Below are 13,921 nucleotides of genomic sequence, written 5' to 3' on the forward strand. Positions count from 1 at the left end.
GAGAGCAGAGGTGTTATTGTGGGTGAGCGACTGGACGTGGGAGAGGACGTGCTGGCGGCCTGCTTGGATGAATATTATGGGCTGACGGCCATGGAACTGACCTTTCTTCCGGGGGGACTTGATTATGACGCGGCCGTGTATCGCGTCGTCAGCGAGCGGGGCGAGGCGTTTCTGCTCAAGATCACGGGCAGAGAGCTGTACGAGGCCAGCTATCTTGTGCCGGCATATCTCAGGGAGCAGGGTGTGGAGGCGCTGGTGGCGCCTATTGCGACCCTGGAAGGTGGATTGTGGACGCGGCTCGGTGAGCGAACCGTGGTCGTGTATCCCTTTATTGATGGGGACGCCAGCTGGAACGGTATGACGGAACAGAACTGGAGGGATGTCGGGAGCATCTTCAGGCAGATCCACCAGATCGTGCCGCCTGTGGGGGTCCAGGGGACGCTGCGCCGTGAGACCTTTGACGTGGGCGTCTATGTCGGCCGGATGCGCGCCTTTGAGGATAGGTATGTGCGCCAGAACGGTGAAGGTCGCAACGTTCCCGAACAGGTTTTGCTCGCCAGCTGGCGGGAGCAGCGAGCCACGATTCACCGCGTCATGGAAAGGTTGGAGGTATTGGGGGGGATCCTCCAGCGGCAGGCGGGTCCCCTGGTCGTTTGCCACGCCGACCTGCATCCCGCCAACCTGATCCGTGATCGCGCCGGCCATGTATTTGTCATCGACTGGGACGAAGTGATGCTGGCCCTCAGAGAGCGCGACTTCCTCTTTGTCGGGGAGCCGGAAACTGGTCCAGGCGGCTCCGACCGGCCCCCATTTTTTCAAGGATATGGTGAAGCGCGGATCGACTGGACCGCGCTCACCTATTACCGCTACGAGCGTGTCGCGCAGGACCTGATCGAGTGCGCGCAGAACGTCTTCCTCAAAGAGCATCTCTCAGAGGCGAGCAAGGAGGCGGAAGCCAGTCTGTTCCAGAGCCTGCTGGCCTCTGGCGGAGAGATCGAGGCCGCCTATGCCGCCGAGGCTCGTTTGTAGCGAGCGTGACGTGCGTCGAGGGGTTAATCGGACGCGAGGTCCGAAGCTATGGGATGCGGCGGAGGGCGACGAATGGGATTTCGCGGCTGGTTTGGGTCTGGTGCTGTTTGGCCATGGGCCATTTCTCCAACAGGCTGGCGCGTTCGGATGGATCGGTATCGCTGGCGATGGCCTGAAAGGTCTCGTTGCCGACTTCGACCGTCACCTCGGGGTGAGCCTTCAGATTGAGGTACCATGCGGGATGTTGTAGGGAGCCCATAAAGGAGGCTACTACGATCAGGCGGTCCCCATCGGCCTGATAGGCCAGCGGCGTCACGCGAGGCTCGCCGCTTTTTCTTCCTATAGTGGTAAGCAGCAACAGGTTTGCGCGCTCGTACTGTCCACTAACCTTGCCGCCATGGGCGCGGAAATCGACCACAATCTGATTGTTCCAATCCTTAACTCTTTCACTCGACCATTGACTCATTGTATCTGTCCTTTCTTATAGCTAAATGCTTGCCAGCCTACAAAGGCTTATAGATATATTTGAAGCTGACAAAACTTCTGGTACGCAAAGGCATAATCGATCTTATAACCGTCGCTGGCATTTCACCAGACTGATAGAAGAAGTATACCTTGAAACGCGGTCAGGAGCGACCCTGATTATGAGCGAGACGAATCTGTGAGGCCGCATCTGGCAGAGGCTTTTCCCGGAGGCCAGGCATAGTACGGTGGCGAGTAAGCCTTGAGGAACCATCAGATCTGATCATGGCAACCTGCACGTATAGTGCAGGTTGTTCTTTTTTGTTAGATGTAGCATTTTAGTGTTGTCAGCTTATGATTAGATGAGAAAACGACGACAGCGATTAAAATCAGGTAAGGAAATGTTCCATTTTTTTAGTAAATGGAGTGGGTGCTGATTCTGGGTAATTTGTCTTTACAGGCCGCAATCATGCTGATTGGCGTCGAATACTTGCTGAAAAATGCTGGATGTTGTGCTGTACAAGCTCTGCTGATTCTAATGTTGTGCTGGATCTGTACAGGCAGGGAAAGCGTATTGAGCTTATATGAATGTATTTTGTTGCATCGCTTCTCACTGGTCATGATGTGTGGTCAGAATGAGGAGTGGATTGAACTGGAATATTCAAGTTGCACAGTGTAAGTGACAAATGTAAAGAAGGAGCTTTCAAAATGGCAATGACAAATCCTAATTTGATGTGTGTATTCGATGAGCCTGCCCAGGCCGATGACGCGATCAATGCTCTGGAGAACGCTGGTTTTGGAGCGGACCAGATTTATTATTCCAGTCGACCCAACAACGACAATGGTTTCTTTGCCAGCCTCAGAAACCTGTTCTCTGCCAATAATGGTGATTCCAATGTTTCACACGATCTGAAGGACCTGGGTCTGACGAGTGACGAAGCTGATTATTATCAGCAGCAGCATCGCGCGGGCCATGGGATCGTGGCTGTACAGGCCAATGGACGTGATCAGGAAGCATTAAGCATTCTGCGTAGCCTTGGTGCGCATGTCTATGGTACCCAGAATACCTCGGATCAGTCTGGCACCTATGGTACGACCGACACGGAGCGTGCCGATGGCGATTATGGGGCCACCGGAGGGAACAGGACCGACACGTACCAGAACGACCAGACCTATAACAACGCTGGCGCGGGAATGGGTGCTACTCCGGATCAGCAGGATTATAGCAATGCTGGAACCGGAGCGGGTGCGTACCAGAACGATCCGGCGTATGGCAACACCGGCATTGGCGCGGGATCTGACCGAGGTCAGGCACCTTATGGCGGCGCTGGAACCGGGGCGGGCATGTATCAGAACGATCCGGCAGACGCGAACAATATGGCATCAGGAGCAGGTACCTATCAGCAACAGAACAACGATCCGGCGTATAACAATGCGGGAACGTACCAGCGGCAGAACAATGACCCGGCGTATAATAACGCGGGAACGTATCAGCAGCAGAACAATGACCCGGCGTATAATAACGCGGGAACATATCAGCAGCAGCAGAATGATCCGGCGTATAATAATGCTGGAACATATCAGCAGCAGCAGCAACAGAACGACCCGGCGTATAACAACGCTGGAACTGGAGCGGGTACCTATCAGCAGAATGAGCGGGATGCCAATACGTACGCTGATAACCGCGTGGGAAATGAAGTTGCTAGAGAGCAGCGGCGCATGGGGACGCGTGGTACTGAGAACGATGTTTCTATGGATGAGCGCGCTCGCGAGAACTACGACCCGAACCGTGACCCGAATAATAACCTGTAAGATTACGTTTTCGGCAGGAAGGTCTCTACGGTTGAGGCCGATGGAAAAGGCTCCGCATCATGATGCGGAGCCTTTTTCTTATGCGCGGCGTGATCGTGCGTCGAGAGAAAATCGGACGCGAGGTCCGAACGTATGGGGGCGGTTTCGACGGGGAGGCGGGGGCGGGAGATGCAGTCTGGTCTGACTCCCATGATTGGGGAAGTACGTGTAAAAGCCATGTGGTCGAAAACATTCTGTGAAGAATTTGTGTGAAGAAAGAAGGAGAGATAGAAGAGCATGGCTATGAATTCTGGTCCAGTCGTGGTGGGAGTTTTTCGGGAACATTCGTTGGCGGAGCAGGCGTACAATGAGCTTTTGGAGGCTGGCTGGCAGCGGGAGCAGGTGACTTTGCTGCGTCGGCATCATGAAGGGCTCTTTGCCCCGCTCAAGCAGGCATTTGGTGAGAATCACGTTCAGGAAAACATCGATGAGCTGCACAATCTGGATATTCCGGAGGATCAGCATCAAGTGTACCAGCGCGAGTTTGACGCCGGCGCCACGCTGATGGCTGTCCGGTCCCAGGGCCGCCCCCTGGAGTGCCGCGATATTCTCCACCGTTATGGGGCATATAGCGTTTTTATGTCGGTTGAACCGGGGCAGGAGCATGTGATTCCGCTGCGTAAAGAGGAGGTGCATGTTCGCAAGCAATGGGTGACCACGGGCGAGATTCGCGTCCACAAGCGGGTGATCACCGAGCAGAGGACGTTTACTATTCCGGTGACGCGCGAAGAGGTGATCATTGAGCGCCTGCCAGGGAACGCGGACCCGGCTACATCTCCCCGTTCAACTGAACAGGAGGATGGTGAGATGGCTGTGCGCGAAGACGAGGACGCGCAGGAGCAAGATGCCGTTTATAGTGAAGAGGAGGCTGAGGATGCATTGCCGGAAGGCGGAACGATTAGAATCCTCGTGCATGAAGATGAGGTTGTCTTTGACAAGCGGCCCGTTGTCGTAGAAGAGATCGTCATTCGCAAAAAGGTGCAGAGCAACAACGTCCAGATGGTCGAGCCTGTGAAGCACGAAGAGTTCTCCATCTCGCAGAGCGGAAACGCGCGTATCGTGCAGGGGGATGCCGAGGATACTCAGCAGCTCAAGCAGCGCTAGCCGATGAGTCAGGACGGCGTTATCAATGCTGGCAATGCGAGAAAGATTAACGTTTTTTATGCGGCCAAGCTCATAATAGATAAGAAAGTCGATCCGTCAATTAAAATCAGTTAAGAAAAGGTTACATTTTTTTCAGTAAATGTGACATGTGCCACTTCAGACTGATTTGTCTCGATGCGCTTGAGTCAGCACAACGTTATGCGACTGATTGCGAAAAGAAATGCCGGTTTTTGGTTCTGCAAGCTCTACTAATTCTTAGAATTGTCGTGCATCCCCGCGTAAGAAAGGATCGTATAAATTTATGTAAACGTGGTCTACTATAGAACGTCTCACGGATCACAAAATATGAGAAGGATGGGAAGCGGATAGAAGTGGAATATTGATGTAGGTAGTATTGTGTGAGTGATGAATGCAAAAGGAGTCTTCAAAATGGCGATGACAAGACCGAATCTGATGTGTGTATTCGATGAGCCTGCTCAGGCTGATGATGCGATCAATGCGCTGGAGAGCGCGGGTTTTGGGGCGGATCAGATTTATTATTCGAGTCGACCCAATACCGATAATGGTTTTTTTGCCAGTCTCAGAAACCTGTTTACCGATGATGGAGACACCAATGTTTCCCACGACCTGAAAGATCTTGGTCTGACGAACGACGAGGCTGATTATTATCAGCAGCAGCATCGCGCGGGCCATGGGATCGTGGCCGTACAAGGCAATGGACGCGAGCAGGAAGTATTAAGCATTCTGCGCAGCTATGGTGGCCAGATTTATGGCACCCAGAATGACGCGGCACAGTCCGGGACTTACAATACAAACACGGAGAGGAACGCGACGCTCGCCGATGGTGACTATGACACTGCCGGTGGGACCAGATCCGACACGTACCAGAGCGATCGGGCGTACAACAACGCCGACGCTGGCACGGGCACCTACCAGGATCAGCAGGCGTATAACAATGCTGGAACCCAGGCAGGTACCTATCAGAACAATGCGGATTATAACAATACCGATACCTATCAGAATGATCGGAACTACAGCACTACTGATAGAGGAGCTAATATGTATCAGAATGATCGTGATGCCAACACGTATGGAAATGATCGGGTTGAGAATGATGTGAATGGTGAGGAGCAGCGCCGCCTGCGTCTGCGCGAGGAGCGTCTGAACGTTGGCAAAGAGCGGGTTCAGGCCGGCGAGGTTGGGCTGCATAAGGACGTTGTCGAGGAAGAGAAGAACATCGATGTGCCGGTCTCGCATGAAGAGGTATACGTTGAGCGTCGTCCGGTAGCCGATGGCGAAGTTGACAACGACACCCCGATAGGCACCGATGAGCATATCCGCGTGCCGGTCAGCGAAGAGCAGGTCAACGCCTCGAAGGATACCGTCACCACTGGTGAGGTAGCGGTAGGCAAGCGCAACGTCCAGGAGACGCAGCGCGTCCGCGACACCGTTCGCCGTGAAGAAGCTCGCGTGGACACTGATGGCGATGTGCCTGTAGAAGATCGCACCCGCGACCAGAATCTATAATATAGATTGTTCATGCATCGCTCGCCACCACGAGCATGCATCGGCGCATAGCATACAATAAATACAGTGAAGGAAGAGGGCCCCCGCGAAGCGGAGGCCCTCTTCTTGATTGGTTGATCTTTTGTGAGGTTGTGCTGAGAGTTGCTGAGAGCTATGGTCCTTGACAATTTGCTCTCAGCATTGTATTTTATCTACAGGTGATATGGTGAATTAGTTCAGTAGGACAATGATGATGAGCCAGTTAAAGATCGACAAAGCGGAGGCATTTTCGGTACATACGCAGTTGGTAGAGCAGTTCAAGTTTCAGATCGCGCGTGGTCGGTGGGAGTTGGGGAAGCAGTTGCCGAGCGTGCGCGAGGTTGCGGTGGTGCTGGGTGTGAACTATAACACGGTACGCGGTGTCTATCAGCAGCTGGAGCGCGATGGGTATGTGGTGACGGATCAGGGGCGGGGGACGTTTGTGGCTTCGAGCCTGTCGCGATCTGAGATCGGGCAATATGGGACGTTGCTTGACCTGGTGGATGAGGCGCTAATGCAGGCGCTGGCGGCCGGAATTTCAGTAGACATGTTTGCTCGTACCGCCTATGTGCGTGCCAGATTATACGAGATCACGCCACCAGATATACGCTGCCTGTTCGCCGAATGTAATCAAGCCGACCTCGACTACTTTCTGCAATCCCTTGAACGCAATTTAGGGGTGAGGCCAGATGGATATCTACTGGACGACCTGGCCCGGCAGGGTCCCGAGTTCCTTGAAGGTTTTGATGTAATCGCGACTACCCTCTCGCATGTCGCTGAACTGCAAGCCATAGTAGGCGAGGGGCGAAGCGTGCTAGGACTAAGGATCGAGCCATCCTATGAAAAGGTCCTGAGTCAGCTATCCGTACTGCCGGCGGAGACGCCGGTCGGGCTGCTGTGTGCCACACGGGAGAGCGCCGAGAAGATGAAGCGAGCTATCCAGGGGGCGGGCCTGTCTCATCTGCGGCCCATCACCGGTGGCGTCACCCATCATGAGGAGGTAAAAGCGATCTTTGAGGCCACCAGCTATATCTACCTATCGCGGCACGGCCGGTCCCTGATCAACGAGAATGAATGGTCGGGAGGGCGCGCGGTCCAGGACTACGTGACCGAGTTTGATCCGGCGGCGCTACTCTATCTGCGCCGGAAGATAGAGGCTGTTGATGAAAGGGGTGAAGGGAGTCGATAACCATGAATGCAGCGGTGTTAAAGCGATGGGCGATATCGGCGCTGATCGCGGCCGGATGTCTGTGGGGAATGAGCTTCTTATTTGGCAAGCTGGCCTTTCATGAACTGAGCGTCTCCCAGGTAGTGCTCTATCGCTTTGCGCTGGCATCCCTGGTCCTGTTGCCGGTGGCGTTCTGGCGGTGCATCTGGCCGCGACCGCGCGACCTGCCGCTGTTCATGCTGACGGGATTTCTCACCGTAACCATGACCTTTCTCGTACAGTTTCTCGGTCTGAAGCTAACCAGTGCCAGCAATGCCGCACTGATCATCGGCCTACTGCCGCCGCTGCTGGCGCTGGCCGCCGTTATCCTCACTCACGAGCGGTTAAGCAAAGGTGGCTGGCTGGCCATCGGTTGCTCAAGTCTGGGGGCCATCCTTATTGTCGGGCAGCCTGGACGGGACAACAACTGGCTCGGAGACGGGCTCGTCTTCGTATCCCTGTTCGCCGTTGTCGGCTGGACGCTGCTGGGGAAGCGCCTCTCCCAGGCTTACACGGCGATTGTCGCCACCGCCTACAGCTTCTTATTTGGAATCCTGACGCTGCTGCCCATCTCGCTGTGGTGGGATGGGGTACCGCGGCTCGATCTCTCGCCGCAGGCGTGGCTGTCGGTACTGATCCTGGGGGTCCTCTGCTCTGCCTCTACTACGGTCCTGTGGAACTGGGGGCTGACCCGCTTTCCGGTCGCGCGGGCGGGGGTCTATCTCAACTTGGAGCCACTGGTTGGCCTGGTTTTGGGGATTAGCGTATTGCGGGAGCCGTTTGGTCCGATGGCGGTGGTAGGGGGAGGGTTGATTCTTGGGGCGGCGGTTTATCTTTCGCGGCAGGGGGTGGGCGTGTGAGTGCGGGGAGAGGGAAATTGGACGCGAGGTCCGAACATATGGGACGCGAGGTCCGAACATATGGGAGACACGCCCCGCGCCGGATGGATCCGGGCGGGGCGCTGCTGATTTTATCGTACAGGGATGTAGGGGCGCATCATTTCGTTGTCTTCGTGGTCGAGGATGTGGCAGTGCCAGACGTAGCCGGGACCGATGGTAGGATCGAAGACATAGTGATTTTCGCCGGGGTGGACGGCAGACACCGCCAGGGCGGTCGGGGCCCAGCGCATGACCAGGCGGCTCACCTGGTTAGGATAGATCTTGATGGTATCCTTCCAGCCGGCCTCGTTGGGGTCTGGGGGGATGATGGAGCCCTGCAGGTAGGGTTTAACATCCGGGTTGCCGCCGATGGCACCGCCGCTATTGGGGGTGGTGTAGGTGCGCGGAGGACCATAGCCGGGGATATAGACGCCCGGCGGGTAGGTCATGGGTCCCAGGGTGCCGTCCGGCATAACGCCCGTATAGGTGCCACCGGGGAAGAGCGAGCTATAGGCGGCGAAATAGGCATCTTTGTCGAACTGCTGGCGGTTGATCAGCTGAAACTGGATCAGGTGGATGTGGATGGGGTGGGCATCCTCGGTCAGATTGATGATCTCCCACACCTCCGTTGAGCCGGTGCGCGGGATCTCGGTCAGGTATTCAGGTTTTGGGAGCGCGATAGGCTGCGAGCCCGGAATGGGGGTCTGGGTTCCTTCGCGCAGGCCTGTCCACTTGGTATTGTTGACGAGGACCTCCAGCGGGCCGCCAAGTCCCTCGTTCTCGACCAAGATGAGCTGACGGGTCAGCGAAGGGGTGACTCCACTGGCGAGGTTGCCCTGCTGGGGATTAGCCAGGCGCACGAGCGCCGGAGGCTGATTGCGGCTGGAGCCGCGCAAGGCGGCACCGCTGGCCGGATTGTAGGTATTGTCGGGCGAGGAGAGCGACGTGCCGACGCGGAACTGCATGATCTTGCCGGTCGTCGCCGGATCGGGATCATTGCCGTCCGGGTATGGAGCGGGCGCGTCGTTGGTGAGCGTAAAGTTGCGACCATTGAGTCCGGAGAAATCGATAATAAGGTCAGCGCGCTCCGCTGGCGCGAGCAGCAAGGAGTTGGAAGACAAGGGATCGCTGCTCAGCTGAACCGGTGAATCGAGCAGGCTCCCATCGGTACCAATCTGCCAGAGCGCCGGGCCAGGGGTGCCTTGCGTGCTATCGACCATGTGCAGGCGATAGAAGCGCGCGTTAGAGCCATTGAGCAGCCGGAAGCGGTAGCGGCGCGGCTCCACATTCAGATAGGGCCAACTCTTCCCGTTAACCACGATGGTATCGCCAAAGAACTCGGGGATCCAGTACGGGTGCGCCTGAGGATTGGGTGGAGGGCCATTGAGGCCGGTAGGATTGACGGTTGGCGTCCCATCGGGAAAGAGCAACTGGCCCTGTGTATCGAACTGCCGATCCTGGATCATCAGCTCAATCTCCTGCGCGCCGGCGGGAAGTCCCAACGGATTGTTGGACTGGCCGCTATCGTACTGATCGCGCAGCAAGTAGAAGGCGGCCAGTCCGCTGAACACATTGAGGCGGGTCATCCCCAGCGCGTGATCATGCATCCAGAGCGTTGTCGCCTCCTGCGTATTGGGATACCAGTAGATGGCCGTATTGGGCGGAGTCGAGGCATACGTCGCGTACGCCTGGCCGCGCAGACCGTTGCGGGTAAACCACTGCTCGGGCCCGCCATCGAAGGCCGACGGGACCTCCGCGCCGTGGAGATGGGTTACCGTCGGATAGTAGCCCTTATAGGGATCGGTCATCATCATATTCATCTGGTTCAATGGATCGGCCCAGTGGATGGTCTGGTCGACCGTCAGTCGTGGCGCCACCTGGGAACTGGTGGATACCGGGAGATTATTGCTGTAGAGGATGGTCATGGGATAGCCACGGCCCGCCTCGATCGTGCATCCCGGATACGACGGGGGACGGTTCCCGATCGCGTAGCCCCACAGAAACGTTCCTCCGTTGAAGGGAGCTGGCAACGATGCGTACACCTGGGCCGGGAGAACCTTCTGCTGAAACTCCTGTATGGATGCGGTAAGAGACTGGCTGCTCTGCCGCTGGCCGACAAAGGTTAGTACGGGGTCCACAAACTGAGGAATACTTGATGAGGAGAGCGGGACCTGCGCGGCCTGCACGCTGGCGTCCGCCTCGGGTGTGCTCAGAAGTGCTTCCCCACCACGTGTCATAATAAGCCCTACTCCGATAACTGCTCCCAGCTTGATAAACTGTCTGCGGTTTGTCATCTTGACAATCCCTCCTTCAATGAAAGAAGCGGGTGCGCTTCCTTCATCCGCTACCACGTGTATTAACTGATCCTGTATGGTCACATCTTTCGCATCCAAGATCATCAATGTAATAGTAGACTTGGCAATTCCTCTTTTCTTTAAGCTTTTTGGGGCAAAAAGAGGGGATTTTATAGCAAGAATCGATTTCTTTACCCCTGGTAGAGAAATTAAAACAAGGGTATTCAATTCGTGATACGTTTAGGGATGTTGGGAGTATCGGGTGCGAGGACTGGATATCTCATGGGGTAGGTAACAAGATATGCTGTTTTGAAAATGGGCCAAGATCACTGTTGATCACATAGATTCGCGACAAAAGATGCCATAATTTCTCCTTTGTCTTTTTCAGCAAGCCCGACAGCCAGAAGGTGCGCAATCTCCGTCACAATCCTGCGATTCTGCTTGCGTTGGAGACAGCGGAGAACGGGCATAATGTCGTCATGATGGAAGGTGAGGCGATCTTGCCTGATGGGCAGGTTACTCCACCTATCTACTTCAGAAAATATGCCGATGGTTTCAAAGAGCTGAACTGGGAGCTGGAAGCAATTGCCCGGCAGTTCTCACAAACTGTTCGAGTCACGCCAATCAGGCTCATCCATTGGTCGTTATAAAAATCATGGTGGCCCGTGCGCGCCCCCGCACTCGCGTCCGCTACGCGGCCGCACTGTTTTTTGTGTATTGGTGCAGCAGGGGTGCGTGGAGCCCCTGCTGCACCAATACACCATGGACTGGTGAGCGCCAGAGGCGCGAAAGCTCAGGCGTGCTACATGCAATGATCATGAGAATCAACCACTGTCTAAGACCTGTCCTACACAGCAAAGTAATATTTAGCGCTCCCATAGCTTTACTGTGTACACATGGGATATATGGGGCGTTTCTATTCTTTTTGGGTTAAATATTTTCGGAAAGAATTCTAAGGCAAAAAGGAAAAATAATTAGAATTATTGATTTTTATGGGTTTGGATGCGTTTATGTTGACAATTACGGGATATAGATGTATAGTCTGTAGCGTAGTAGCTGGCCTGTAATAATGCATGAGTGAGGTCGATCGGGCTTTTGACGCTGATGTCTTCTCTCGTGTTTTGTTTCGTAAGGTGACAGGCGCTTGTTTATTCGACCTTGAAGATTGGTGCGGTGTACGTACATATAGAATCTGCGTATCAATCTTTTTATTCCGATGAAGGAGCATTGAAATATGCAGAATAGTAGTTCCCAGCGCCGGGCGCGCGCGTGTGATTTTTGTGGTGAGGGCGTGGCTCCGTTGTATCCGGTGGTTACGACTGAGGTGGCGAGTGGAGAGGAGCAGAAGCGGCTGGTGTGCCATACCTGTCGCAGCCTGGGCCACGGGCGACCGATCGTGGTGGTTGGCAAGGCGGGCGCGCGGCAGCAAGAGCCACAGACGCCGGATGATGTGGATGGTACTGAGGATGGGCAGCGGCCGAAGGCGTTGACGACCACGGCGAAGGCCCATGGGAAGCAGTCGAAGGCGCGCTAAGGCGTGGATTGGTGGAGAGGTGGTGATGGCGTTATGGGGAGACGCAACAAGGGTCGGCGGCAGCGCATCGCCGAGCAGATCGATTCAGGAGGGTCCACGGTCGGGCTGACGCAGGAGGACCTGACCTGGGGTCGCAACGTGGTAGGTGGGGAGGAAGACTACTACTGGCGGCGGTTGAGCGATGACTTCGCGCTCAAGGATATCGTGCCCGCCACGTACCTGGAACTGCACAACCAGTGCTACGAGGCCTGGAACGCCAATCCACTGGCCTCGGCGATCATCGAGATGACCACCAGCTTCGTGCTGGGCAAAGGGGTCAGCATTGAGGCTAACCACAAAAAGGTACAGCGCCTGCTGCAGCGCTTCTGGCACGATCCTGCCAACCGCATGGACGAGCGCATCTACGATCTATGCCAGGAACTGGCGCTCTACGGAGAAATCTTCATACGCTTCTTCGTCAATCCCTACGATGGCAGCGTCCGGCTGCGCCTGATCGATCCCTCGCTGATCGACCTGATCGAGACCGATCCAGAGGATGTCGAGACACCGCTGCGCTTCCACCGGCGTCCCCTCGGGCAGAACGTTTCCCAGATAGGGATCAGGGGACAGTCGATGTTGAGGGACGAGACCGTTGCGAAGGAGGAAGGAGAGTGGTTTGAGGCGGGCCGCGAGGTGGTGCAGTTCGCCATCAACAAGGTCTCCAACGCCAAGCGCGGACGCTCGGACCTGGCGACGCTGCTGCCGTGGTTAAGACGCTATAAGGACTGGCTGACCGACAGGGTCAGGATCAATAAATATAAAGGCGCCTTTCTGTGGGACGTGCAGCTCAGTGGGGCCGACAAGAAGACGATCGATAGAAAGCGCATGGAGTACAGCTATCCACCCGAGCCTGGCAGCGTCTTGCTGCACAACGAGGCCGAGAAGTGGACGGCGGTGCAGCCGGCCATCAATGCCAGCGACGCCAAAGAGGACGGGCGCGCGCTCAAGCTGATGATCGCGGTCGGTGCCGGCCTGCCGGAGCACTATCTGAGCGACGCCTCGCAGGGCAACCGGGCCACCGCCGCCGAGATGGGATTGCCCGCCCTGCTCAGATTCCAGCGGCGGCAGAAGATCCTCAAATACATCGTGCGCACTATCCTGGATCGCGTCATCGAAGAGGCGCGTCGCGTCGGCGCCCTCGGTCGGTCGGTGGACACCAGCTACGACGTGATCTTCCCCGAGATCGACTGCGCCGACCATCTGACGCTGGCCAGCGCCATGCAGTGCCTGGTCAACGCGCTCAGTGTGGCTCACCAGCAGGGCTGGGTTAGCGACGAGACCGCCATGCACATGCTCTTCCAACTGGTCGGGGTCGAGGTGGATATGCATGAAGAGCAGGCCAGGATCGAGGCGGCCCATGCCGCTCGATAACCGCAAGCGGGCGCACATCCTGGCTCTGCAGGCGCGGGCCCAGAGCGGACGACAGAAGACGGTCATCTTCGTCTACCAGAGCGGCGGCAGCTACAGCTATCAATCCGTCAACGTCATCCTGCGGCCACAGGCCAGCATCGAGCGCCAGATACCCGCCAGGGATGGGCAGGTCCCGCGCCTCGTCTACGACGCCCTGTTGCTGGCCCCGCTCAACACCTCGTTTACAGGAGTCGTCATGATCGCCGACACCACGACCGCCAGCGCCGCCGGCGTGCAGGCCGCCCGAAAATACCAGGTGGTTGAAGCGATCCCCACCGGAATTGTGCCTGGCGGCACACGCGTGTACGCCTACCTGCGCCACATCATGTGATGGGTGTAGAAATTTAAAGAGAGCAGTACGTGCGGGGCTTGCCCCCGCTTCCCTCCTCGCTGCTCGAAAATGCCCATGCAAAAAGACGAGAAGCAGTTGGATATGGACATGACCATGGTTATTGTGGCTTTTTCAATGGCGAAGCAAGCAAGCAGGGGCAAGCCCCGCACGTACTGTGGTCGTTTCTCTTCCTGCATTTTATTAAGTTGAAGATCATTAGCGTGAGGCCCGAACATA

At 56.1% G+C, this 13,921-nt stretch carries 12 protein-coding genes; 10 read left to right on the forward strand and 2 right to left on the reverse strand.

Annotated elements, in window-relative coordinates; genetic code table 11:
- Positions 1 to 18 precede the first annotated feature (18 nt).
- Positions 19 to 1,029, forward strand: a complete 1,011-nt coding sequence (locus AABA21_RS36930; RefSeq protein ID WP_338257898.1) for a phosphotransferase enzyme family protein — start codon at positions 19 to 21, stop codon at positions 1,027 to 1,029.
- A 46-nt stretch (positions 1,030 to 1,075) separates the two neighbouring features.
- Here AABA21_RS36930 and AABA21_RS36935 read toward each other — a convergent pair whose 3' ends face one another.
- Positions 1,076 to 1,495 carry a nitroreductase/quinone reductase family protein gene (locus tag AABA21_RS36935; protein WP_338257901.1) on the reverse strand — a complete coding sequence of 140 codons (420 nt, stop codon included), beginning with the start codon at positions 1,493 to 1,495 and terminating at the stop codon, positions 1,076 to 1,078.
- Between the two features lie 704 nt (positions 1,496 to 2,199).
- Between AABA21_RS36935 and AABA21_RS36940 the strand changes: the two genes are divergently transcribed.
- The 5 genes from AABA21_RS36940 to AABA21_RS36960 all read left to right on the forward strand — a co-directional run bounded on the left by AABA21_RS36940 (position 2,200) and on the right by AABA21_RS36960 (position 8,058).
- Positions 2,200 to 3,303, forward strand: coding sequence for a hypothetical protein (locus AABA21_RS36940; protein WP_338257902.1), 1,104 nt, complete (start codon positions 2,200 to 2,202; stop codon positions 3,301 to 3,303).
- 276 nt (positions 3,304 to 3,579) lie between these two features.
- Positions 3,580 to 4,446, forward strand: a complete 867-nt coding sequence (locus tag AABA21_RS36945) for a YsnF/AvaK domain-containing protein (protein WP_338257903.1) — start codon at positions 3,580 to 3,582, stop codon at positions 4,444 to 4,446.
- A gap of 429 nt (positions 4,447 to 4,875) precedes the next feature.
- A complete protein-coding gene (locus AABA21_RS36950; RefSeq protein WP_338257904.1) occupies positions 4,876 to 5,973 on the forward strand; it encodes a YsnF/AvaK domain-containing protein in 1,098 nt (365 codons plus the stop codon).
- A 232-nt stretch (positions 5,974 to 6,205) separates the two neighbouring features.
- The gene (locus AABA21_RS36955; protein WP_338257905.1) at positions 6,206 to 7,180 is read left to right on the forward strand and encodes a GntR family transcriptional regulator; all 975 of its coding nucleotides are present in this window, start codon (positions 6,206 to 6,208) and stop codon (positions 7,178 to 7,180) included.
- Positions 7,181 to 7,182: 2 nt separating this feature from the next.
- On the forward strand, positions 7,183 to 8,058 hold the full coding sequence (locus AABA21_RS36960) for a DMT family transporter (protein ID WP_338257908.1): 876 nt from the start codon (positions 7,183 to 7,185) through the stop codon (positions 8,056 to 8,058).
- A gap of 110 nt (positions 8,059 to 8,168) precedes the next feature.
- Here AABA21_RS36960 and AABA21_RS36965 read toward each other — a convergent pair whose 3' ends face one another.
- Entirely contained in the window at positions 8,169 to 10,370 is a 2,202-nt protein-coding gene (locus AABA21_RS36965) for a multicopper oxidase domain-containing protein (RefSeq protein WP_338257909.1), read from the reverse strand.
- Between the two features lie 407 nt (positions 10,371 to 10,777).
- On the opposite strand from AABA21_RS36965, the gene AABA21_RS36970 reads away from it, so the two are divergent.
- From AABA21_RS36970 to AABA21_RS36985, 4 genes are all read left to right on the forward strand, one after another.
- Positions 10,778 to 11,020, forward strand: a complete 243-nt coding sequence (locus AABA21_RS36970) for a hypothetical protein (protein ID WP_479430361.1) — start codon at positions 10,778 to 10,780, stop codon at positions 11,018 to 11,020.
- 584 nt (positions 11,021 to 11,604) lie between these two features.
- The gene (locus tag AABA21_RS36975) at positions 11,605 to 11,904 is read left to right on the forward strand and encodes a hypothetical protein (protein ID WP_338257910.1); all 300 of its coding nucleotides are present in this window, start codon (positions 11,605 to 11,607) and stop codon (positions 11,902 to 11,904) included.
- 3 nt (positions 11,905 to 11,907) lie between these two features.
- A complete protein-coding gene (locus tag AABA21_RS36980) occupies positions 11,908 to 13,314 on the forward strand; it encodes a hypothetical protein (RefSeq protein ID WP_338257911.1) in 1,407 nt (468 codons plus the stop codon).
- A complete protein-coding gene (locus AABA21_RS36985) occupies positions 13,271 to 13,684 on the forward strand; it encodes a hypothetical protein (RefSeq protein ID WP_338257913.1) in 414 nt (137 codons plus the stop codon). The genes AABA21_RS36980 and AABA21_RS36985 overlap by 44 nt, the downstream gene beginning before the upstream one ends.
- The last annotated feature ends 237 nt before the right edge of the window (positions 13,685 to 13,921 follow it).

Source organism: Dictyobacter halimunensis, from assembly GCF_036245075.1.

Bases quoted from the DNA above. Each gene is read 5' to 3' on its own strand.
- AABA21_RS36935 (WP_338257901.1), bottom strand. From the start codon at position 1,495: ATGAGTCAATGGTCGAGTGAAAGAGTTAAGGATTGGAACAATCAGATT.
- AABA21_RS36940 (WP_338257902.1), top strand. From the start codon at position 2,200: ATGGCAATGACAAATCCTAATTTGATGTGTGTATTCGATGAGCCTGCC.
- AABA21_RS36945 (WP_338257903.1), top strand. From the start codon at position 3,580: ATGGCTATGAATTCTGGTCCAGTCGTGGTGGGAGTTTTTCGGGAACAT.
- AABA21_RS36950 (WP_338257904.1), top strand. From the start codon at position 4,876: ATGGCGATGACAAGACCGAATCTGATGTGTGTATTCGATGAGCCTGCT.
- AABA21_RS36955 (WP_338257905.1), top strand. From the start codon at position 6,206: ATGAGCCAGTTAAAGATCGACAAAGCGGAGGCATTTTCGGTACATACG.
- AABA21_RS36960 (WP_338257908.1), top strand. From the start codon at position 7,183: ATGAATGCAGCGGTGTTAAAGCGATGGGCGATATCGGCGCTGATCGCG.
- AABA21_RS36965 (WP_338257909.1), bottom strand. From the start codon at position 10,370: ATGACAAACCGCAGACAGTTTATCAAGCTGGGAGCAGTTATCGGAGTA.
- AABA21_RS36975 (WP_338257910.1), top strand. From the start codon at position 11,605: ATGCAGAATAGTAGTTCCCAGCGCCGGGCGCGCGCGTGTGATTTTTGT.
- AABA21_RS36985 (WP_338257913.1), top strand. From the start codon at position 13,271: ATGAAGAGCAGGCCAGGATCGAGGCGGCCCATGCCGCTCGATAACCGC.